Here is a 20,492-nt window from a genome sequence, read left to right on the forward strand (position 1 = left end):
TTCTTCATTCTGTACGTGCGGCGCCTCGATCCTTGAACGTAGTTCTCCGTTGGTGTTAATTGCAGTTCATCGCTAGGCTAGCATCGAATATAACAAACGTAATGGCATGCTGCCGTTGGCAGGAGCAGTAGCGTTCGCCTGGAACCACTGGAGCAAAGAAGACAATGAAGCAATCGAAACTCGATCTGTCACGATTCCCCCAAGCGTCCCTGCGCGACGGCCCCTCACCGATCCAGCATCTTCCCCGCCTAAGTCGGAAATTAGACGGCCCCGGCATCTATGTGAAGCGTGACGATCTGGACGGTTTGGGTGGTGGAGGAAACAAGCTCCGTAAACTCGAATTTCTAATCGGAGAGGCGCTGGCCTCTGGTGCTGACACGATCATTACGGTTGGTGGCCGTCAGTCCAATCACGCCCGACTCACGGCGGCAGCAGCTGCCCGTGCGGGCTTGAAGTGCGAGCTTGTACTTTCCCGTCTGGTGCCAATCGAAGACGAGGACTACGTGAACAACGGCAACGTGCTACTGGACGCATTGTTAGGCGCCGTTATCCATGATATTCCCGGCGACGTTAGTGCACTGGATTTTGCAGAAGAGCGTGCGGCGAAGCTTAGATCTCAAGGCAGCCGTGTCTACGTGTGCCCACTTGGCGGCTCAAGCCCTGTCGGTTGCCTTGGCTATGCCGCCTGTGCAGCGGAGATTGACGAGCAGTCCGCCAAACAAGGTATTTCATTCGATCGTATCGTCGTTGCAAACGGCAGCGGCGGGATGCAAGCAGGTCTCATATCGGGAACCATCGCCATGGGCAAGGATCCGGCATCGATCGTTGGTTACACGGTCCTGGCACCGTTGGAGAAAGCGTTAGCGACGACTTTCGAGAAGACACAAAAAGCCCTTGAACTACTCAATCCCGACTTATCAGTTCATGCAGATGCGGTGGCAATTCGGGGAGAGCAACTTGGTAGTGGTTATGGCCTGCCGACCGAAGCCATGCGAGAAGCGCTCAGCCTCGCCGCGACCCTCGAGGGGCTGCTGCTAGACCCTGTCTACAGTGGCAAGGCGTTCGCTGGCTTGATTCACGAAATCAGAACAGGCGTACTAAAGCCCGAAGACAAGGCTTTGTTCGTAATGAGTGGGGGAACCCCTTCGTTGTTTGCGTATCGTCGGGCGCTGTCGTAATCCAAGATCGATGATAGGCAGACGTGCCTACGGAGTTAAGCGCGATAACAGACGATGGCGACCGCGAGCGCGGCACGCTCACTTCACGGTCGTCAATGGATTACCCAGTCGCTGCTCTCGATCCCGCCGAAGGCGCATTTAGTAAGCTTGAGCCAAGAAGCCCTGGATCTGCGCGATCACACCCGCACCTTCGCCCACTGCCGAAGCAACACGTTTCGTCGAACCTGACCGAACATCGCCGATTGCGAAAATGCCTTGGACGCTCGTCTGCAGCGACACCGATTGCAAGGTCGCATCCGAAAGAGCGATGCCTGTCCGCACGAAGCCTTTGCTATCAAGCTCGACGCCGCAGGTCGCAAGCCAGCCCGTATGCGGTTCCGCGCCTATAAACACGAATAGGTGGCGGGCGGTCATACTTCCTTCGACCCCCCCGGCGCCGCGATAGTGCACACGTTCGAGACGCGTATTTCCTTCAAGTGCAGTCAGTTCGACACGGGTATGAACCGTGACATTCGGCAGCGACATGACGCGCTCGATCAGGTAGTGCGACATGCTGTCCTCAAGCGTAGCGCCTCGGATGAACATGTGCACGTGCTCGGCGTGCGATGCGAGAAACACGACAGCCTGTCCCGCCGAATTACCGCCTCCGATCAGCAATACCGGCTCGTCGCGGCATACCTTCGCTTCTATCGGCGTAGCCCAGTAGTACACGCCACATCCCTCGAAACGCTCAAGGTCCTCGACGACGGGGCGCCGATACTCTGCGCCGGTCGCGATGACAACAGTACGTGCGGTTATACGATGGCCATCAGTCATCTCTACCTCAGGCGGTTGATTGTCGCAATACACCGCCTTGACCTCGCACGGAATGCCGATATGTGCACCGAACTTCTGTGCCTGGACGAACGCGCGGTCCGCGAGGGCGTGGCCCGTGATGCCAGTAGGGAAACCGAAAAAGTTTTCGATGCGCGCGCTCGCGCCGGCCTGCCCGCCGGGCGCGCGACAGTCAAGCACCGCAACCGACAATCCCTCGGATGCTGCGTAAACCGCCGCCGCAAGGCCGGCGGGACCTGCGCCAACGATGGCCACATCGTAGACGTGAGCCGGATCAAATTCGGGAATCAGTCCGAGACACGAGGCGAGCTGTCTTTCGTCGGGGTTCCGCAGCATTGTGCCGTTCGGGCAGATGACGAGCGGGAAGTCATCCGGTTGCGGTGTCAGTTCCTCAAGTAGCGCGACGGAATCAGCTTCCTGTTCCGCATCGAGTGTGACATTTGGATAGGTGTTTCGGCGCAGGAAGTTCTGCAACGCCAGTAGCCGGGGATTGCCGGACGAGCCGACCAGAACCGCGCCGTTCACACGTTCCATTGCAATAAAGCGCCTGAGGATTAGCGCGCGCATGATCTTTTCGCCAACCTCGGCTTCACTGATCAGAAGTGGACTGAGGTCATCGGACCGGACCAACAGAGCTTCGACATCTTCTATGACACGAGAATCCACGAACGATGGCTTTTTCGAAAACTGGTTCACGTCAGAAGTGAATTCGCCGCGCTGGGAGAACGTGTGAATGATCTGTTCGCGCCCAAGACCATCGCGGGCGATAGCCCGGATCTTACCCGACAGCAGGACAAACATACCGGGGGTGCGCTCCCCTACACGATAGAGCAACGTGCCTTTGGGATACCTTGACACTCGGCCAAAGCGCCGCACTCTGGCGATCTCTGCTTCGGTGAGGACGGGAAACAGTTGCTGGAGCCGGGGGTGGCTAGACACGAACGGAGCGTCAATCACCGCATCGTCGTCGACGTGGTTCTTTCCTTCCGCGGGCTGAGGGGGCGGTACAGGGTCGCCCGGTACGGACTCGTTGCTCATCAGTTATCCTCCAGCGGCCGTCGGGTAGAAATGCGTCTGAAAACGTAAAGAGCGCCGTTGTCAGCACGCATCAATGGCCGACGACCTTTCCCTGCCAATAACTGCCCGAATCAGGCGTCGAGGGACGGGTTGATCAGAAATTTCGATCCCGTGCTGCGCTTTGTGTACTCCCGAAGCATCTCAAGCGAGAGGACATCGCTGAGCGAAATTTCGGCCTTGAACTCACTACGAAAAGTCGTACGCAACTCAGCATTTACCCGGTCACGCAGTGCTTGCGTTGCTTCGGGACCAACCCTCCCAAGGAAGTGGAACAGTAGCCATCCTCCAATTCCCCACGCCATGCCAACGCGCGGCACCTCAATCGGTCTTGGATCGAGGCTGCCATACATGTACACCTGCTTGTGAGTTGAAGATCCATACCGGCTGTAGCCTGGCAGTTCGCGGACGAGCGCTCTCTCCATTGCAAGCAGTATGCGCCCGGCAAGCGGTCCACCCGTCAGCGCGTCAAAACACAGCGTAGCCTTGGTACTGACTAATACGTCTGTGAGGTCCGCATCAAAATTGGCTGACTCACTGTTGAGAACATATTGCGAACCAAGTTCTTTCAGAACACCCAGCTGTGTTTCGTTACGGACGACGTTAACAAGTGCGATTCCTTCGTTCCGACAAATATTGATGAGCATGCGGCCGAGATTCGAGGCCGCTGCAGTGTGTACCAGCGCCAGATGACCCTCGCGGCGCATCGTTTCGACCATACCGAGCGCCGTAAGCGGGTTGATGAAAGCGGCAGCGCCCTCTGCTGGCGGCACGCCCGGATCCAGAGCCATGCACTGGGCTTTGTTGAGACGACGATACTGCGTGTACATACCGCCTCCTGCTACGGACACGGTTTTACCCAGCAATTCCGCCGCCCCCGGCCCCGACCGGACAACCACGCCAGCGCCCTCATTACCAACAGGCAGAGATGCGTCGAGCCGCAGCGCAAGACCATCCAGTGCCTCGGCTGGGATCTTCGCGGTCAACGTTCTTTGACGGCCGATACCCGTCTGCGTCGCGCTGTTAAGATCAGCGGGACCAAGCAGCAGGCCGATGTCGGAAGGATTGAGCGGCGCGGCCTCGACGCGGACAACAACCTCGTCTCCTGTCGGAGGCGCAACTTCCAGCTCGATAAGCGAAAGCTTCAGCTCACCGTCAGGGGTTATGCAAGATCGCAGTTCCAGCCCTTTCAACGGTTGTTCGTCGGGGTTTCGATCGCGCAAGTCAGGAGAATGGGTATTCATAAAGTATCCTTTGTTCATTTGGTAGCGGGCTCATCCATCAGACTTCCAAGGCGCGCTCCATAGTTGCGCTCCAAATCACTATCTTGCCCTGAACCCAGCTCCATTAGTTTTTGGGCACGCGTGACTGTTGTCGGCCAAGAGAGCGCGCTGAAGAAAGCCTTTTGCGATTCGTTAATTGCGGCCGATAGAGACTGCGCAGAATGTGTGTTCAGCAATCGCTTGGCTTCACGCAGCGGCTGCCTGTCGAACGAGGCGACCCGTTTTGCGAATCGGTTCACGAACTTCTCGAACTCTGCGTCAGGAATAGTCCGATTGACCCACCCGTAGCGCTCGGCAGTGCTTGCATCGAAGTCGTCCGAGCCAAGAATGATCTCGAACGCACGTCCACGTCCCGTTAAATGAGGCAGGCGCTCGATCGCTCCGCCCCCAGGAAACAGGCCCGCGCCAACTTCGATTTGCGCAAGGATCGCCTTTTCCTCGCTGGCAAACCGGATGTCGCACGCCAATGCAAATTCGCTGCCCACGCCGCGTGCGCGTCCACGAATTGCAGCAATCGTCACTACGGGGAGCCGAGCGAGCCGTTCCACAATATCTACCCACGGGTACATCCCACCCGGCAGCGGCGTCACGATCGTGTCGACTCCAGCCGCTGCACTGAAATGAGCGATGAAATATTCAGGATTGGCGCTGTCAAACACTACGACGCGCAGTTCAGGGTCCGAGTCCATCAGATCGAGTAGTTGCTGCAATTCTGGAATTGTCGCGCCGTCGAGCACATTGATGGGAGGGTTATCGAACGTGACTCGCCAATATGCAGGGCTTTGGGGCCTAACGCTGAATTGTCGAAACGACGTGGTCATAGTGCGACTCCTACTGAAAAATTGTCGTCTGGGCGCCGGTCCGGCGTCCGAGGACGTGCGCAGCTCTGTCGGAAGACGGGCCAGCACGTCATACGTGAGATCAAAAAAGTGCATCGAGCGCTTCGGACGCCCCTGCCGCCCCCACCTTTCGTGACCGCTATCAATCCTTCGATAGTTCGCCGTCAGTCAGGCGCCAAATCCCCGCAGGGTTGTCCAGCTTCAACGCTTCAGGTAGAAGATCGTCCGGGAACCCTTGGTAGCACACCGGACGCAGGAATCGCTCGATGGCAGTCATGCCCACAGATGTGAATCGGCTATCGGAAGTTGCAGGAAAGGGCCCCCCATGAATCGATGCATACGACACTTCTTGCGGATGTGAGAACGCATTGATCACGATTCGCCCGGTGCGACGCTCGAGAATCGGAAGCAGCCGCGCAGCAAGCGCGTGATCGGCGGGATCGATCTGCATCGTGGCCGAGAGTTGTCCTTGGAACTGCCGCGCGATTGCAATCAGCTGTTCGACGTCTTTCACGCGTACCAGCAGCGCGACAGGTCCAAACACCTCTTCCGACAGCAACGGATCTTCCAGCAGGCGTGCGCCGTCGACTTCGAAGAGCACCGATTGACCGTCCCACTTGCCTTGTGGCGGACCGCCCGCGGCGATTCGCTCTGCACCCGAATTGCGCTGACGCTCGAGGTTCTTGAGATACGCCGAATTGATCCCCGGCGTGAGCATCGTTCGGGCGGGCGTGTTCGCGACGCGCGGAAGCATGGCTGCTCGTAACTCTTCGTAGCCGGGACCATCGATGGCGAGGAGAATTGCGGGCTTCAGACAAGCCTGGCCGACCGTGACGAGCATGCGCTCCGTGAAACCATCGCCGATCTCAGCACCCCGAGCCGCGAGCGCCGCAGGCAACACAAACGTTGGATTGACGCTCGTCATTTCGGTGAAGACAGGAATTGGGTCACGACGTTGCTGCGCTCGACGGAAAAGCGCCATCCCGCCTACTTCCGATCCGGTGAACGTCACGCCTTTGATGAGCGGATGATCGACAAGCGCCTCGCCGATCTCATTGCCACCACCGCGGACCAGAGAGAAAACACCTTCATGTAGTCCCGCTGCTTTCACCGTCTGCTGGATCATGCGGCCCATCATCTCCGATGCACCCGGATGTGCGTTGTGCGCCTTCAGTATGACGGGGCAGCCCGCTGCCAGCGCTGAAGCCGTATCCCCACCCGCGACCGAGTACGAGATTGGGAAGTTGCTGGCGCCAAATATCGCAACGGGACCGAGCGCGATCTTCTGCAACCGGTGATCCATGCGTGGACGCGGTTGACGGTCCGGCTGCGCGGGATCTATCGCGGCCTGCCGAAAACGTCCCTGGCGGACGACGGTTGCAAACTGGCGGAACTGCACCGCAGACTTGGCGGCCTCCCCTTGCAGTTGAGCGACGGGCAGACCGGTTTCGAGCGATGTGCGCTGCGCGAGTTCGGTCGCGATGGCGTCGAGGCCGTCTGCGATCCGTTCAAGGAATGCGGAACGTTCGGCAAGACTTGTGTTGTTGTAACTGTCGAAAGCGTCGTCAGCCAGTCGCGCGGCACGATCCACCTCCGCGACGCCACCAAGCGCGAACGACGGTTCGATTTCGGCGTTCGTTGCAGGGTTTAACGCCTTCATCGTCCCTGCGCTTGCCGATATTTCCTGAGCTCCAATGAGCAGATTGCCGGTGAGTGTCATCTCTGATCTCCTTCAATTCAGGCGCCAGTGCCGGCGTTAAGCGCCGCACTGAGTTCGGCAGTTGTCAGAATCTCATGGGCATACGTCGGGCCGTTGAGCTCATGCGCCGCGCGCATCATTTCCTTCGAGAACGCAGCTGTTGCGTCGCGCACGAGTGTGACGTGGTAGCCCAACTCCATCGCGAACCGACTGGTCGACTCGATGCAGGTATTCGCGAGCAGTCCGATGACAATCACATGCGTGACACCTTGCTGCTTCAGCTGAAAATCGAGATCGGTATTTGCGAAACCACTCTGCGCCCAGTGTTCCTTGATGATGATGTCCTCTGCGTGCGGCACGAAATCGGGGTGCCATTCGCCGCCCCACGTCCCCTTTTCAAACGTGTGACGCTGCTTGATCGCATCTTGCGTGGGATTCGGATGATCCCAGTTCTCGTAATCCCCCGGCTCCCAGCGACGATGCGGCACGTAAAACACCTGGATGCTTGCCTTGCGTACGCTGGCGACTGTCGCACGAAGATTGTCCAGCAGCCTGTTCTCGGTAGCGATTTCCTTGATCATCGGAAAGACCTTGCCGCCCTCCGAGAGAAAATCGTTGTAGGGGTCGACCAGTAGCAAGCCGGTGCGTTCCGCGCGATACGTGGGATTGCCCATTTCAGTTCTCCGTTAAAAAAGGAAAATTATTTCGCTTTTCACTGGCGGCGGTGGATCAGGTGGTCTCACGTTGCAGCCCAGATCGAGCGCAGTGCAGTCCTTGATTTCATTCGTTCGAGTCGCTGCATCGCTGCAAGCACTCACTGGCGTCCAAGGAAGTTGCAGCAATAGAATACGACTGACATTGTTGTTCGCGCATCGCAGGTGACAAGTTGTAGCGATATCAAATGGTCCGTCGTGAACCGGGCGTCGTGCGAGGCATGAAAAATTCCCGAGCACTGTTCATCAGGTAGAGATGAATCCAGTGATAGCGGGACGTATCGGCCCACACGACATGGGGCCAGCGAGACTGCATTTCCCACGATGTCTTTCGAATGACAGCGACGCATCCGGAGATAAAGGCGGGAACCCCACCACCGTCTTCCGTTTTCCGGTCTTGGTGACGCAACTTGCGTGAAATGACCTCTCATCCCGTGTTCCGTCGGATGTTCGTTGGCGGACAGGATCTCTGCGGGTAGAAGTACACCCGTACCACCAAAGTATGACGCGAGTACGCCTGGACGCGGCGCTTGCAGCCATTCGTAGAATGGCTGAATCAGCGCCGGTCGCTTACCGTTATTTATGACGGGCCACGCGATCGGAAAGTTACTGCACCTGTGCATGCGTGCATGTCGATCAGACCTCGTTGCCATTGCGTTCCGCTGATTGGACTGCAATGCCTGACGCACGACTCGGCTGCAGAGGTATCAACGCTCGTATCCCACCGATCGTTGTCTCTGCTGCTGCGATATCTCTGCAAGTCACAGACTTTCGCGCCGGATACAGATGTGTTCGTTGTCGGCAGCAGCAGCGTGGGTAAGGTGAAGTTGACTCACACGATTGTTTGGGATGTTCACCCCCGGTCCGCGCACGTCACTGCCGCTAGCATTTGTCTCAGCATTGTGGCCTGGAAGCACGCGCGTCGCGCGCCATCGATAACGCCTCTATGTTCACAAATCAGGCTTAAGGGCCTCTTACGACCAACAGGAGCTTCCATGTCAAACGAAATGCTTCCTCAGGTGCCATCGCGGCGCCGTTTTATCGGTGTCGCTGCTGCCGCAGTTGCGACCGTATCGCTGAGTGAGCTCGCTCTAGCAGATACGACTCAGTCAACCTCGATCACGGAGATCACGCCGGCGACGGGCGAAGACGGGATGGCCATCCGTAAACTTCACGTCCACGTGCCAGAAGCGCAACTAGCTGATTTGCGTAGACGCATCAAAGCGACGCGGTGGCCTGAGCGCGAAACCGTCACAGATGCATCGCAAGGCGTGCAACTCGCGACGATGCAGAAGCTCGCACACTATTGGTCGACGGATTACAACTGGCGTAAAGTTGAAGCGAGGCTAAACGCATTGCCACAATATGTCACCCAGATTGATGGGCTGGACATCCACTTCATCCACGTGCGTTCGAAGAATAAAGATGCGCTGCCAATGATCGTCACGCACGGTTGGCCGGGCTCGATCATCGAGCAATTGAAGATCATCGAGCCGTTGACCAATCCCATGGCGCACGGCGGAAATGCATCCGATGCGTTCGATGTCGTGATTCCGTCGTTACCCGGTCACGGGTTTTCGGGCAAACCAACAACGACGGGCTGGGATCCCCAGCACATCGCGCGTGCGTGGGTCGTGCTAATGAAACGCCTCGGCTATACGCGCTACGTGGCGCAAGGTGGCGATTGGGGCAATGCCGTCACCGAACAGATGGCGCTTCTTACCCCCCCGGGGCTTATCGCCATTCACACGAACATGCCGGCGACAGTGCCGGACGATATTGCGAATGCGCTCAAGTACGGCAACCCCGCGCCGGCCGGACTATCATCCGACGAGCAGCACGCGTTCGACCAACTCGACTACTTCTACAAGCATGGTCTGGGTTACGCACAAGAGATGACGAACCGCCCGCAGACTCTGTACGGCATCGAAGATTCCCCTGTCGGTCTCGCTGCATGGATGCTCGATCATGACGCTGCGAGCGAAGCAATGATTGCCCGCGTTTTTGATGGGCGGTCGGAGGGACTTTCGCGCGATGATGTGCTCGATAACATCACGTTGTATTGGGTCACGAATACGGGCGTCTCGTCGGCTCGCTTGTACTGGGAGAACAAGTTGAACTTCTTCGCACCGAAACACGTTGCCATTCCTGTCGCTGTCAGCGTATTCCCCGATGAGATCTATGCGGCGCCAAAGAGTTGGACGGAAAAAGCGTATCCGAAATTGATTCACTACAACCGGCTGCCCAAAGGAGGACATTTTGCGGCCTGGGAACAGCCTCAGGAATTTACGGACGAAGTACGTGAGAGCTTTCGTTCATTGCGAGACGCAGGCGCAGCGGGTTGACAACATTGTCCCACCGGGCAGCGCGCGACCGCGATCAGTATCGACGAGCAGGTACAGGTTTGCGACAGCGCTGCTGCCCGTCCAGGACGCGAGCACTATTGGATCGCCGGCGTGTAAGGGGACCGCGAGTCCCACAAGGACCCTCAGACGCCGTCAGATATCAAAAGTTTCTTGAGTAAACTTACACAACCCGGGACTAGCCTATTTTCTTTTAAACGCCGCGCGCCGCTCCGCACGCTCCGTTGCAAACTGATTGCTCATCGACGCATCAAGATCTTTACGTTCGACAGGCACCTTACATTTCGGACATACCGATCCCAGACCCACATCGTGACCGCACTTGCGATGGACGAAACGGGTTGCGATCTCCTCGCTCCGATCTTTGCACCAGGTCTCGCCCCATGCGCGCAACGCGTAAATAACCGGATAAAACGATCGCCCCTTCTCCGTCAGTCGATATTCATAACGTAGAGGCCTCTCGCTGTACGGGTGACGTTCAATCATCCCGTCGGCCTCGAGCGATTTGAGTCGCGACGCCAGCATCTGGGGCGTCGCTTCGGTCTGGATCTGTATTTCTTCGAAACGCGTCGCGCCCATCGACAGTTCTCTCAGAACCAGGACTGTCCACCGATCACCAACGACATCCAAGGACCGCGCGACCGGACATACGGTATTTGCCCCTTCTGAATCACGTGCCACAACCCTTCTCCACTGAAACTATGAATTGCATAGTAACAGACTTTGCCCAGGTTGTGCGCCGCGAACGCCCGCGATTCGGGCATCACGGGCGTTTTGAGCACGCGTGCACCCGGCCCGCCGATCCCGCCCCAGTCCGTTTGGCACTTGACACTATGTTTTTCATAGTTATATCCTGCTTGCACTGAATGCGATGCGTGAGACGTCACGATTCGTTTGACAAAAGCATGTCGGCGCCGACGAAACGCGAGCTTGTTCGCAAAGACTTTCTAACTGGAAGACGTAATGGCTAATCTTATCTATCGCGCGGAGCGCACTGGTCTGTTGCTGGTCGATCCGTATAACGACTTTCTCTCGGACGGCGGCAAGCTGTTCCCGATGATCAAGGCAATCGCCGACGATGTCCGCCTTCTGGACAACCTGCGCGACACAGTCGCGACCGCGCGCGAGGCGGATGTCCAGGTGTTTTACGTGCCACACCGTCGCTGGCAACCCGGCGATTACGAGAACTGGGATCATCCCAACCCGACCCAACGCCTCGTGCAGCAACGCCACACCTTTGCGAAGGACACATGGGGTGGAGAATGGCACCCCGACTTCGTGCCGCAGGAAGGCGACATCATCATCAAGGAACACTGGGCCCAGAGCGGCTTCGCTAACACCGATCTTGACTTCCAGTTGAAGCAGAAAGGCATCACGCACGTGATCGTCGTGGGTCTGCTGGCCAATACCTGCATTGAATCCACGAGCCGCTTCGCGATGGAACTCGGCTATCACGTCACGCTCGTGCGCGACGCAACAGCCGCCTTCACGCAGGAAATGATGCGCGCCGCGCATGAACTGAACGGCCCGACGTACGCCCACGAGATCCTGACGACAGCCGAACTCATCGGCGCTCTCAACACCAGCACCACCGCCTGAACCGCGACGAGACCAACATGAAACTCACAGGTAATTTGCTGATCGGCGCGCAGGAAGTGTCCGCGACCGCTGGCACCATGAAGGCGCTGAATCCGGCGACGAACGTCGAAATTGAACCGTCCTTCGCATTCGGCAGCAGCGCGGAAGTCGATCGCGCCGCGCAACTGGCGGATGACGCGTTCGACAGTTACAACAACACGAGCCTTGAAGACCGTGCCGCGTTCCTTGAACGCATCGCCGACGGCCTCGACGCGATCACGCCAGAACTCGCGCAACGCATTGCGCTTGAATCAGGTTTGCCCATCGCGCAACTCGAAGGCGAAACCGCCAAGTCCGCGACCCAGTTTCGTCAGTTCGCGACTGTCGTCCGTCAGGGACGTTTTCGTCAGGCGACCATCGATGCCGCCCAGCCGGAGCGTCAACCGCGCGCGCGGATGGATCATAGATTGCAGAAGATCGCGCTCGGTCCCGTTGCGATCTTCGGTGCGAGCAACTTCCCGATCTCGTATTCAGTCGCAGGGGGCGACACGGCGTCGGCGCTGGCCGCTGGCTGTCCCGTCATACTGAAGGCGCACAACGCGCATCCTGGCGGATCGGAGCTGATGGGCCGCGTGATCCAGCAGGCGGTCAAGGATTCCGGCCTGCACGAAGGCGTGTTCTCTCTGGTCCGCGGTGGCGGCAATGAAATCGGCGAGGCGCTGGTCGATCATCCGCTCATCAAGGGCGTGACCTTTACGGGTTCGGAAGGCGGCGGCATGGCGTTGTTCCAGCGCGCGCAGCAACGTCCTGATCCGATTCCCGTCTTTACCGAAATGACGAGTGTCAATCCGACCTTCGTGCTCCCGGCGGCGCTCGCTGCTCGAGGTGGCGATATCGGCGACGGCTTTACGGAACGCATGCTTGTCACAGTTGGTCAGGCGTGTCTGAAGCCCGCAATCCTGCTCGCGATTGACGGCCCCGGCTATGCCGAACTGAAGAGCGCGATGGTCGCCCGCGTAGAAGCAATGCATGCGCGCACGATGCTGACACCAGGGATCAACACGGCCTATCGCAAAAACGTGGAGCGCCAGGCCGAAGCCGGCGCGAAGCGTATTGCCGCGGGCGGCCAAGCGCAAGGTGCGTGGGACGGGCAATCGGTTCTCTTCGAAGTCGACGGTGCGCAGCTGCTTGAAGATGCGTCGTTGTCAGAAGAAGTCTTCGGTCCTGCTGCGCTGCTAGTGCGCGTGGAGAATATCTCGCAGCTCATTGCGATCGCGAAGCAGTTTCGTGGTCAACTTTCCGCGACGATGCAGATCGATCAGGCCGATCACGCACTCGCCGCGCGCCTGTTGCCAATACTTGAGCGCCGCACGGGGCGTATCGTGATCAATGCGTTCGCGCATCCGCAAGAAGTGTCTTATGCATCGATTCATGGTGGCCCGTTCCCCGCAACTTCCGATAGCCGCTTCACTTCAGTCGGCATGAGTGCGATCGAACGTTTCCTGCGGCCGGTCTGCTATCAGGGGTTCCCCGATGACCTGCTACCTGAAGCATTGAAGCATGCCAATCCGTGCGATCTCTGGCGTCTGGTCGATGGCGAGATATCTAAAATCTGATCCGGTCTGACACCGAAGAAGCGCAGCCCGCAACTGTGCCTGTTGCAACGTTGCGGGCTGACTCGGCGTCCTCCTGGGGCGGTCAGCGCAGCGCCCCTCTGAAGGAATATCGTTTCGTGGACAAGATTCACAACATACGCGTTTTTTCGCGCGTCATCGAAGTTGGCAGCTTCACCGCCGTGGCCAATGTTCTGGATACCAGCGTTGCACACGTCTCACGCTCCATTTCCGATCTCGAAGATGATTTGCGCGTGCGCCTCTTTCATCGAACGACGCGCCGTATCACCCCTACTGAAGCCGGCGCTCGCTACTATCAGCGCTGCCAGAAGATTCTGGCCGACCTCGACTACGCCGACGCCGAAGCAGCCGACGCGCTAATCGAACCGTACGGCAAGCTGCGCGTTCACGCGATGCCAGGACTTGGACAGACGCATCTCGCGGCTTGCATTGTCGACTATCAGCGGCGTTATCCGAACGTCAATATCGAACTGACACTGTCCGCGACGATGCCGAGACTCGTCGAGGAGCAGTTTGACGTATCCGTCGTGACAGCGCCGACGCTTCCCGATTCGGACTACGTCAGCCACATAACCGGCAGCAGTTACAGCGTGCTGGTCGCTGCTCCTTCGTATCTGGAGCAGCATCGTGCACTACAATCGCCGGAAGATCTTGACCGTCATGAATGCATTCGCTTGCAGTCGCCAGCGTCACCATCAACAGATGGCTGGCAACTCGAAAGCCCGGATGGTGACGTGTTTTCGAATGTCTCTAAAGCGCGCTTCAAGGTCAACGACCCGGCAGCCTTGCGGGCCGCCCTGCTCGCCGGTGCCGGCATCGGCGCGTTGGCGGTCTATTCAGCCATCGACGATCTTCGCAGCGGCGCGTTAGTCCGGGTTCTGCCTGAGTTTCAGCTACCTACTCGAAACGTCTATTCGGTCTACCCTTCCCGCATTTACGTCGATGCGAAGATCCGCACGTTTGTCGACTTCCTGAAGCGCGAACTCAGCGCAAGAATCGCGTTGCAAGAGGCCGCGCTGAATGCATGAACCGATAGCAGGCATCCATTAGAGCGCGGTGATGCCAGTCAAATTCCCTATATCCCGGAGCACCGTAGAAACCGTTTGACCGCCGAGCGCGACTCTGTAAATCGAACCGTTCAGGTCGCTCAGAAAGACAGCGTTCCGCTTCGGATGCACTGACAATCCAATCGCCTCCCGAAATCCGCCATGCAGGACCTCGCGCTGCAATTCGCTTGCATCCAGGCACGCTCGATTCAGGGTATTGCCGAACGGTGGAGCGCCGCGGTCGGTCCAATAGAGCGTCATCGTCGCAGTATCCAGTTCGAGATCGACGGGCTCAGGTAATGCGCTGAAAAGTGTTTCGATATCGCGGCGCGAGGCAGGAGATTCGCTTGACTTCAGACCATTGAGTGGGGCACGCAGGATGCGCCCTGTGTTGGACTTCGATGCGCCTTTCTGTGTCCAATACACATGCCCGCGGTCGACATCGACCGCGATGCCGACGCACCAGTTGCGCGCATCCGCCTGATCTGAGGCTCCAAAGCCAGTTTGCACGAGCGTTTCGATCGACGATCCGTCGAGTTTGCAGCGCATCACCCGCATGCCCTCGCGGTCGCACCAGTAAAGATGCCCTCCTATCGCCTCTATAACCAACTGCTTGGGAGTATGCGTCAACCCCGGTGGCACAATACTCGTAACGTGGTGGCCATCAAGATCGCATCGCATGATGAAGCCGTCGTTACGCGACGGAACGCCCATATTGGTCCAATAAACGTGACCGCGTGCAGCATCGATTGCGATCCCGTCCGGCCCCGCGCAATGTCCGTTGACGAGGATCGTGAGGTCACTACCGTCGCTCATTGCCGACAAGACCCGGTCGCCACCGTGGTCAAGGAAGTAGAGGCGAAGGTCGCCCGACGTGGCCATTCGTGGCTGACAGCCTTCAGAAACCGGATAGTTCATCATTTCGCTGCAGCAGCAAAGCCGCCATAGGCCCGGAGCGGGACGAACGTCTCGATGACAAGTTTGCCGGCCTTCATCAGCGGCAATCCCTCGATCACGGCATGAGCTTCGTCTTTGCTTGCCGCCTCAATCAGCAGACAGGCACCGGCCGCGTCCGTGCGCGACCACACTTGACGTACCGATTCGAGTGCATAACTCTTCTGCACATACGCGACCTCCAACTCGCGCTCCTCGGTCGTTATGGGAGTAACTTCTCCCTTGACTCGCATTGCAAAAAGAAACTGCATGAAAACTCCTTCAAATTTAGATTGCTAGTGGAACGTGCACACCGTACCGCTTACTTAATGACTTGATCGTTTCGTGTGAGCATCGGACATGTCATGTTGCGCGGGGGGATTCAGGTTTCTCAATGACTGAAACCACCTGCATGCAGTCTAAAAATAATGCTTCGATAGAAAAATACCGTGTCCGGAAAAAGCCTCTTTGCTAGAAAAACAAAATGACAGATCAATGGTGCAACGTTTATCTCACGAGAGAATGTCCGGCTGGCGTGCGGCAAGCCAAGTGGCGTTTCGTCACAAACGACGCCAATCATGGATAATTCGGATGTTCGTCAGCAGACGCCTCTGAGGTCGACCTGAACTAAGCCGCAAAGATGTTATGAAGCGACTGCTGATGCTCGATCAGTTGCTGACGGATGAAATCGAAGCCACCCTGTACAAAGCGCCCTACATATCGAGATCATATGCACCCGCGTATCTGCCCGTTCGCGTTATCGACTCGCAGCTGCTACTGGAGGCAAACATCTGCATAATCGACAGTGTGTCGTACAAGGTATTGTCGGTGAAATGTTGCAAGCCAAGGGTCGACGCAGAGAATCTCAAGGTAGCCATTGGCCATTAGCGCGATTGACGTAGACATGTTCCACTCCCGAAACGGTTGATGCGCGAAGTGCAAACAACAGATCCAATCTCCCCTACCTTGTTGTTTTCATCAAGCTTGTGTTAAAGGTAGTGTCTAGCCCGGAGAAGCGCCATCGGATAAACGAATAGCATGGCCGCAGAGTTGTATCGCACTGTTATACCAAGGTTTATCGAAAGTCAGACCAAGGTGAAGCGTCGCGGCCTTCTTCGTTGATTCTTTGTCCCGTGAAGTGCCAGGTTTGACTCCAACGGTAGACGGATCAAACGTTGATACGCGGTTTGTCATTCAGACGACGCGACTACCGAAATCGTGAGTGTGGCGACGAGACCCCACCTTTCCCTCGAAAACTTATCGGGAGTGTCGCGATCCGTCTGCCGAGTTACTGACTACACGTTGCCCAGAGGGGCATGGTTCGGTGTCGCACAACCATAACAGTTTCGCGGGGATGATCATGTTCCGCGCATTTTTCGCGCGTTTGTCGCGACTGGTAGTTTTGCTGCACGGTTAAGTGCTCGACAGCAACGTCGTGCACGTCTCACTCGCCGTACCTGAATTTGACGATGAATTACGCGTGCGACTGTTTCTGTCGTGTTTGATATCTTTTACCTGCGCCCTAGTCTGGGAAGATGATCAGCATTGCGACGTCGCTACATACGACGAGAGCACCGGCATCGTCTGCGCTATCAAGTCAGATCGTTCAATCGGTGCACTTTGTGGGGACATCCAAAAACGTTGGCAAGCTTGAAGAGCACAAGAATAGATAAACCGTTCAATGCGCACTGTTAAGTGCTATTCCGCGATAAAAGCGAGTGGCGGATCCGTACATGCTAGCTAGCGCTGAGTAACACAAAAAAGCAAACAAACCAGCGGAGCAACCTGCCGTACGCGACTGCTCCGCCGCGTGCTTTTTACGACGCTAAGCTATCAAACTGACACGCTGATCTTTTGGCCGTTTTTCATTTCTTCGAGCTGCTTTTGTGCATCCATCTCTTTTTTGAGCAACTCTTGCACTTTCTTCATCACCTTGTCACGTTCTTCAGGCGACATATTTTTCAGATCGTCTTCCGTCACGCCGAGCTTCGCGAGAATCATCTTTTGCAGACGATCACTAGTCGTGCCCTTCGTGTAGTCGGTGAGTTGAGCCAGTAGTTCGGCAAAAGTCGGCTTGTCTCTATTGCGGGTACCCGATCGGATCGAGTCGCCGCTATTACTTTGAAGGTTCAATTCGACGGAGTTGTTCGTCTGAATGGACATATGATCCCCGATGACGTTGTGCTGTTTGATTGAAGTAGTGACTGCCGTGCGTGCACCTGTCCGCTCGCGCGCTTCCAGCCGATTGCACGATTAAAATATCACCCGATACATTGAATCGCTGGCAGGCGTCGATGCCGGGGCGAGTATATCACTATGAATATCATACAAACATACCAAGTGTGAGAAAGAGACGCAAATTTCGTCCAGGCGACGCTTTCGCACCTCTGGCGGGAGCGGACAAGAACCGGTAAAGCACTACACTTTGCACCGTGCTCCTTTTCCCCGCCGGCCCCTTCCCGGCAATTCCGCGACTTCCGTCGCTAATGCCCGTGTTTCGTGGCCGCAGCTCCGCCCGATCAGTCCGGTCTCGGGTCCCGAGGGCCACCGCCGGCTCAGCGGTATCACGCCAGTTATAATCAATATTCGAAATGGGCCCAGCATGACGACGTTGCGAACTGGCTATGCGCGAGCTATTCGTCAAGCAATATCCGTTCGAGGTTTTTTCAAGAAATGCAGGCGCGGCTAAGGATCCGAAGCGCCGGATGAAATTACGATAGTGATGCGATCGGCATGAACGTCGTCGGGCGCTGACGATGCGTAAAAGTCGGAAGGCAGCCGAGGGCTCCACGGGTGAGCTTGCGTGCACGGAAAGACATGTCTGCTCCATGGTCCGTCTTTCCGTCCTTCCCTCCCTCCTTCCACGAGGTTTCAATAACTGCACCTCTTGCTGATCGACGGTTCCTGGCCTAACCCGGAAAACCGTCGAAAGCCGATGCGCAGCGCAATTGCTTTGAGCCGCGATCTTCCGAAGTCGACCCACAACGGTCCGTCAAACAGAGGCGCGACCGCTGGCTCTTCTCACGCCATGACGACCATTCGTAGCTACCGCAAGACGCACAATTCGGAAGGGTGAATTCGAGCACTGTGAGGCAAGTTCAATGGGTGATCCCACCCGGTTGACGCCGTCTGGCGCCGGATACACGACACCCACTTCGAACAGCTCCTCATACCGCCGCCAGAACGGCTCATCTGGCCCGGTTGGCTGATGAAATACCAGTGTGCCCGTTGTGCCCATGCGATGTCCGCTGCCGGAAAGTCACGCCGGCGTTGCGTGGCGGGTCGGCCCGGACACGGTCTTTAAGTGACACCGTGGATTATGTCCACTTGTGTCGTCCTGATAGAATTACGTCTTATCTTTTTACAGCGATGTTTTACGTGGCTCCAAAAAATACGTAAAAATGTCTGGGAATTTTCCGATCTGAACTCTGATGCTTAATAGTGAAGCGATACCGACGGCTCTCAGGCGGATAGTTTTACGTACGAGCACTATCGGCCATATGGGCTTCGTCCGGCGAGCCAGTCACCTCCAAGAAAGCTGCGCCGTTCTACCACCACATCAGCGCGATATCCCGTGAAGCCCGTCGTCAGCAAATCGCCCTCGCCGCATCAACGAGGGCTCGTGAAAGTGGACGATTCCATGCGAGCTTGCGACCTGAAGCCGTCGCAGCCGCCGGTTAACCGGGGCCGGTCAGGAGATCGGACCGCCCCGTAGATTCGCCGTGGGTAAGATGCGAATGACCCTGGCGCGTGACGTCATCGTGATCAACGCTCGTCGCGTTGCCGATCCGAGCGCGGAGTGAGGGCCATATAAGCATACGCAAACCCTAACAACGCCCCCTCATCCCATTGCCGCCCCACAAAAATCAACCCAAATGGCGCACCCGACGCATAAAACCCCGCAGGCACCGCAATCCCCGGCAAGCCCGCAATATTGATCTCGCCTACCGTCGTCTCCTGAATGACATCCTGACCGTGAAGCGGAGGCAGTTCACCTCGCATCTGCGGAAACACCAGTGCATCGAGCTGTTGCGCATCCATCACCGCATTGAAAATCCGCAGATAGCGCGCCTTCACTTCGACAAACTCAGGCATCTCCGGCGGCACCGATGGATCAGCCAGCGCGGCCGTGAAATCCGCGAGGCTATGCAGATACCGCAGTATCCCTTGCGCCCCAAAAGCATCGTCATCTTTCGTCGCCGCAGCGAATTCCGCGAAGGTCTTGAGCGACGCATGCTTGCCGAGCCGCTGAAGATACTTTTCCAGATCGTACGGAATCGACTCCAGACCGCGCGCATCGAAATGCGCCAGCGGCGGAGTCGGCTTCCTCAGTTCGGCGAACCCCGAGCCCGCGAACGGATCGTCGACAAGAATCGCACCCAGATAGACCAGTTCGTCCTTGACCCGCTCATACAGCGCGGCAGCTTCATCGGACAAAGGCTGATTGCGCCAGCCCGGGCCATACAGGCCGATGCGCTTGCCGTTCAGCGCTTTCGGGTCCAGCGCCGCGGTATAACCGCCTTCCGGTTGCCGGCCGACGCTCGCGAGTGTCTTCGGGTCTTCGCTCGAATAGCCCGCGAGCACGTCGAGGCACAGCGCGGCATCCCGCACGTTTCGTGCAATGGGCCCCACCACATCGCGATTACCCGACAGCGGCACCACGCCCGCATTCGGCACCAGCCCGATAGTCGGTTTGATTCCGACGAGGTTCTGCGCCGACGCGGGGTTCTGAATCGATCCGCCGGTCTCTTCCGCGAGGCCGAGTACGGCCATGCACGACGCCACCGCCGATGCCGTGCCCGCACTGCTGCCGCCCGGCACCCGATCGGGCATCACGACATTGATCGTGGGGCCCGCCCAGCTATCGTTCGCATGCGAGCCGGTGTGGCTCAGGATCGGGACGTTCGTTTTGCCGAGCAGAATCGCACCCGCGCGGCGCATCCGTGCGACGACCGGCGCATCACGCTCTGGCATCAGGTCGACGCCGCCTCTCTTGCTGTACAACTTCGCCCATCCCGCGGTAGTCGGAAAGCCGACCATGTCCATGGGATCCTTGATGACGACCGGCACGCCGGCAAGCGGACCCAGTGGTTCGCCGGCAGCGCGCCGTTCGTCGATCCGGCGCGCGTCGTCGATAGCCGCCGGGTTCAGGAAAATCACTGCGTTGTACTTGCCGTTGTCGCGCCCGATTCTGTCGAAACAGGCGCGCGCCAGCTGCTCGGCCGTGAATGTGCCCGCCTTGAAACCCGCCTGCACGGCCTCGACCGTCAGGGCGTCCAGATCGATATCCATCGCACTGCCTCGTTCCATTCCATGCT

15 protein-coding genes are annotated in these 20,492 nt (G+C 57.6%); 5 read left to right on the forward strand and 10 right to left on the reverse strand.

Going from position 1 to position 20,492, the window contains the following annotated elements:
• Window positions 1-164: 164 nt before the first annotated feature.
• Window positions 165-1,178, forward strand: a complete 1,014-nt coding sequence (locus tag P0D68_RS18555; protein WP_408298790.1) for a D-cysteine desulfhydrase family protein — start codon at window positions 165-167, stop codon at window positions 1,176-1,178.
• A gap of 138 nt (window positions 1,179-1,316) precedes the next feature.
• Here P0D68_RS18555 and P0D68_RS18560 read toward each other — a convergent pair whose 3' ends face one another.
• The 5 genes from P0D68_RS18560 to P0D68_RS18580 form a co-directional block, all read right to left on the reverse strand.
• Entirely contained in the window at window positions 1,317-3,050 is a 1,734-nt protein-coding gene (locus P0D68_RS18560) for an FAD-dependent oxidoreductase (protein WP_408298792.1), read from the reverse strand.
• Between the two features lie 110 nt (window positions 3,051-3,160).
• The gene (locus P0D68_RS18565) at window positions 3,161-4,330 is read right to left on the reverse strand and encodes an MDR/zinc-dependent alcohol dehydrogenase-like family protein (protein ID WP_408298794.1); all 1,170 of its coding nucleotides are present in this window, start codon (window positions 4,328-4,330) and stop codon (window positions 3,161-3,163) included.
• Between the two features lie 14 nt (window positions 4,331-4,344).
• Entirely contained in the window at window positions 4,345-5,190 is an 846-nt protein-coding gene (locus tag P0D68_RS18570; RefSeq protein ID WP_408298796.1) for an enoyl-CoA hydratase/isomerase family protein, read from the reverse strand.
• Between the two features lie 160 nt (window positions 5,191-5,350).
• On the reverse strand, window positions 5,351-6,928 hold the full coding sequence (locus tag P0D68_RS18575; RefSeq protein ID WP_408187140.1) for an aldehyde dehydrogenase (NADP(+)): 1,578 nt from the start codon (window positions 6,926-6,928) through the stop codon (window positions 5,351-5,353).
• A gap of 17 nt (window positions 6,929-6,945) precedes the next feature.
• The gene (locus tag P0D68_RS18580) at window positions 6,946-7,581 is read right to left on the reverse strand and encodes a cysteine hydrolase family protein (protein ID WP_408187139.1); all 636 of its coding nucleotides are present in this window, start codon (window positions 7,579-7,581) and stop codon (window positions 6,946-6,948) included.
• 1,034 nt (window positions 7,582-8,615) lie between these two features.
• Between P0D68_RS18580 and P0D68_RS18585 the strand changes: the two genes are divergently transcribed.
• Window positions 8,616-9,965 carry an epoxide hydrolase family protein gene (locus P0D68_RS18585; RefSeq protein ID WP_408298800.1) on the forward strand — a complete coding sequence of 450 codons (1,350 nt, stop codon included), beginning with the start codon at window positions 8,616-8,618 and terminating at the stop codon, window positions 9,963-9,965.
• A 201-nt stretch (window positions 9,966-10,166) separates the two neighbouring features.
• On the opposite strand, the gene P0D68_RS18590 is transcribed toward P0D68_RS18585, so the two are convergent.
• Window positions 10,167-10,664 (reverse strand): winged helix-turn-helix transcriptional regulator, encoded by a 498-nt coding sequence (locus tag P0D68_RS18590; protein ID WP_408298802.1) that lies wholly within the window; start codon window positions 10,662-10,664, stop codon window positions 10,167-10,169.
• 282 nt (window positions 10,665-10,946) lie between these two features.
• Between P0D68_RS18590 and P0D68_RS18595 the strand changes: the two genes are divergently transcribed.
• The 3 genes from P0D68_RS18595 to P0D68_RS18605 all read left to right on the forward strand — a co-directional run bounded on the left by P0D68_RS18595 (window position 10,947) and on the right by P0D68_RS18605 (window position 14,223).
• Window positions 10,947-11,582, forward strand: a complete 636-nt coding sequence (locus P0D68_RS18595) for a cysteine hydrolase family protein (protein WP_408187136.1) — start codon at window positions 10,947-10,949, stop codon at window positions 11,580-11,582.
• 17 nt (window positions 11,583-11,599) lie between these two features.
• On the forward strand, window positions 11,600-13,177 hold the full coding sequence (locus P0D68_RS18600; RefSeq protein ID WP_408298804.1) for an aldehyde dehydrogenase (NADP(+)): 1,578 nt from the start codon (window positions 11,600-11,602) through the stop codon (window positions 13,175-13,177).
• A 116-nt stretch (window positions 13,178-13,293) separates the two neighbouring features.
• Window positions 13,294-14,223, forward strand: coding sequence for a LysR family transcriptional regulator (locus P0D68_RS18605; RefSeq protein WP_408187134.1), 930 nt, complete (start codon window positions 13,294-13,296; stop codon window positions 14,221-14,223).
• 18 nt (window positions 14,224-14,241) lie between these two features.
• On the opposite strand, the gene P0D68_RS18610 is transcribed toward P0D68_RS18605, so the two are convergent.
• From P0D68_RS18610 to P0D68_RS18625, 4 genes are all read right to left on the reverse strand, one after another.
• Entirely contained in the window at window positions 14,242-15,162 is a 921-nt protein-coding gene (locus P0D68_RS18610; RefSeq protein ID WP_408187133.1) for a YncE family protein, read from the reverse strand.
• A complete protein-coding gene (locus P0D68_RS18615; RefSeq protein WP_408187132.1) occupies window positions 15,159-15,446 on the reverse strand; it encodes a hypothetical protein in 288 nt (95 codons plus the stop codon). The genes P0D68_RS18610 and P0D68_RS18615 overlap by 4 nt, the downstream gene beginning before the upstream one ends.
• 1,561 nt (window positions 15,447-17,007) lie before the next feature.
• A complete protein-coding gene (locus tag P0D68_RS18620; protein ID WP_408298807.1) occupies window positions 17,008-17,337 on the reverse strand; it encodes a hypothetical protein in 330 nt (109 codons plus the stop codon).
• 1,602 nt (window positions 17,338-18,939) lie between these two features.
• A complete protein-coding gene (locus tag P0D68_RS18625; protein WP_408187733.1) occupies window positions 18,940-20,484 on the reverse strand; it encodes an amidase in 1,545 nt (514 codons plus the stop codon).
• Window positions 20,485-20,492: the final 8 nt, after the last annotated feature.

The sequence above is a fragment of the Paraburkholderia sp. RL17-380-BIE-A genome (assembly GCF_046028085.1).
GTDB lineage: Bacteria > Pseudomonadota > Gammaproteobacteria > Burkholderiales > Burkholderiaceae > Paraburkholderia.

Bases quoted from the DNA above. Each gene is read 5' to 3' on its own strand.
- P0D68_RS18610 (WP_408187133.1), bottom strand. From the start codon at position 15,162: ATGATGAACTATCCGGTTTCTGAAGGCTGTCAGCCACGAATGGCCACG.
- P0D68_RS18580 (WP_408187139.1), bottom strand. From the start codon at position 7,581: ATGGGCAATCCCACGTATCGCGCGGAACGCACCGGCTTGCTACTGGTC.
- P0D68_RS18600 (WP_408298804.1), top strand. From the start codon at position 11,600: ATGAAACTCACAGGTAATTTGCTGATCGGCGCGCAGGAAGTGTCCGCG.
- P0D68_RS18595 (WP_408187136.1), top strand. From the start codon at position 10,947: ATGGCTAATCTTATCTATCGCGCGGAGCGCACTGGTCTGTTGCTGGTC.
- P0D68_RS18565 (WP_408298794.1), bottom strand. From the start codon at position 4,330: ATGAATACCCATTCTCCTGACTTGCGCGATCGAAACCCCGACGAACAA.
- P0D68_RS18560 (WP_408298792.1), bottom strand. From the start codon at position 3,050: ATGAGCAACGAGTCCGTACCGGGCGACCCTGTACCGCCCCCTCAGCCC.
- P0D68_RS18555 (WP_408298790.1), top strand. From the start codon at position 165: ATGAAGCAATCGAAACTCGATCTGTCACGATTCCCCCAAGCGTCCCTG.
- P0D68_RS18570 (WP_408298796.1), bottom strand. From the start codon at position 5,190: ATGACCACGTCGTTTCGACAATTCAGCGTTAGGCCCCAAAGCCCTGCA.
- P0D68_RS18625 (WP_408187733.1), bottom strand. From the start codon at position 20,484: ATGGAACGAGGCAGTGCGATGGATATCGATCTGGACGCCCTGACGGTC.
- P0D68_RS18585 (WP_408298800.1), top strand. From the start codon at position 8,616: ATGTCAAACGAAATGCTTCCTCAGGTGCCATCGCGGCGCCGTTTTATC.
- P0D68_RS18620 (WP_408298807.1), bottom strand. From the start codon at position 17,337: ATGTCCATTCAGACGAACAACTCCGTCGAATTGAACCTTCAAAGTAAT.
- P0D68_RS18575 (WP_408187140.1), bottom strand. From the start codon at position 6,928: ATGACACTCACCGGCAATCTGCTCATTGGAGCTCAGGAAATATCGGCA.
- P0D68_RS18615 (WP_408187132.1), bottom strand. From the start codon at position 15,446: ATGCAGTTTCTTTTTGCAATGCGAGTCAAGGGAGAAGTTACTCCCATA.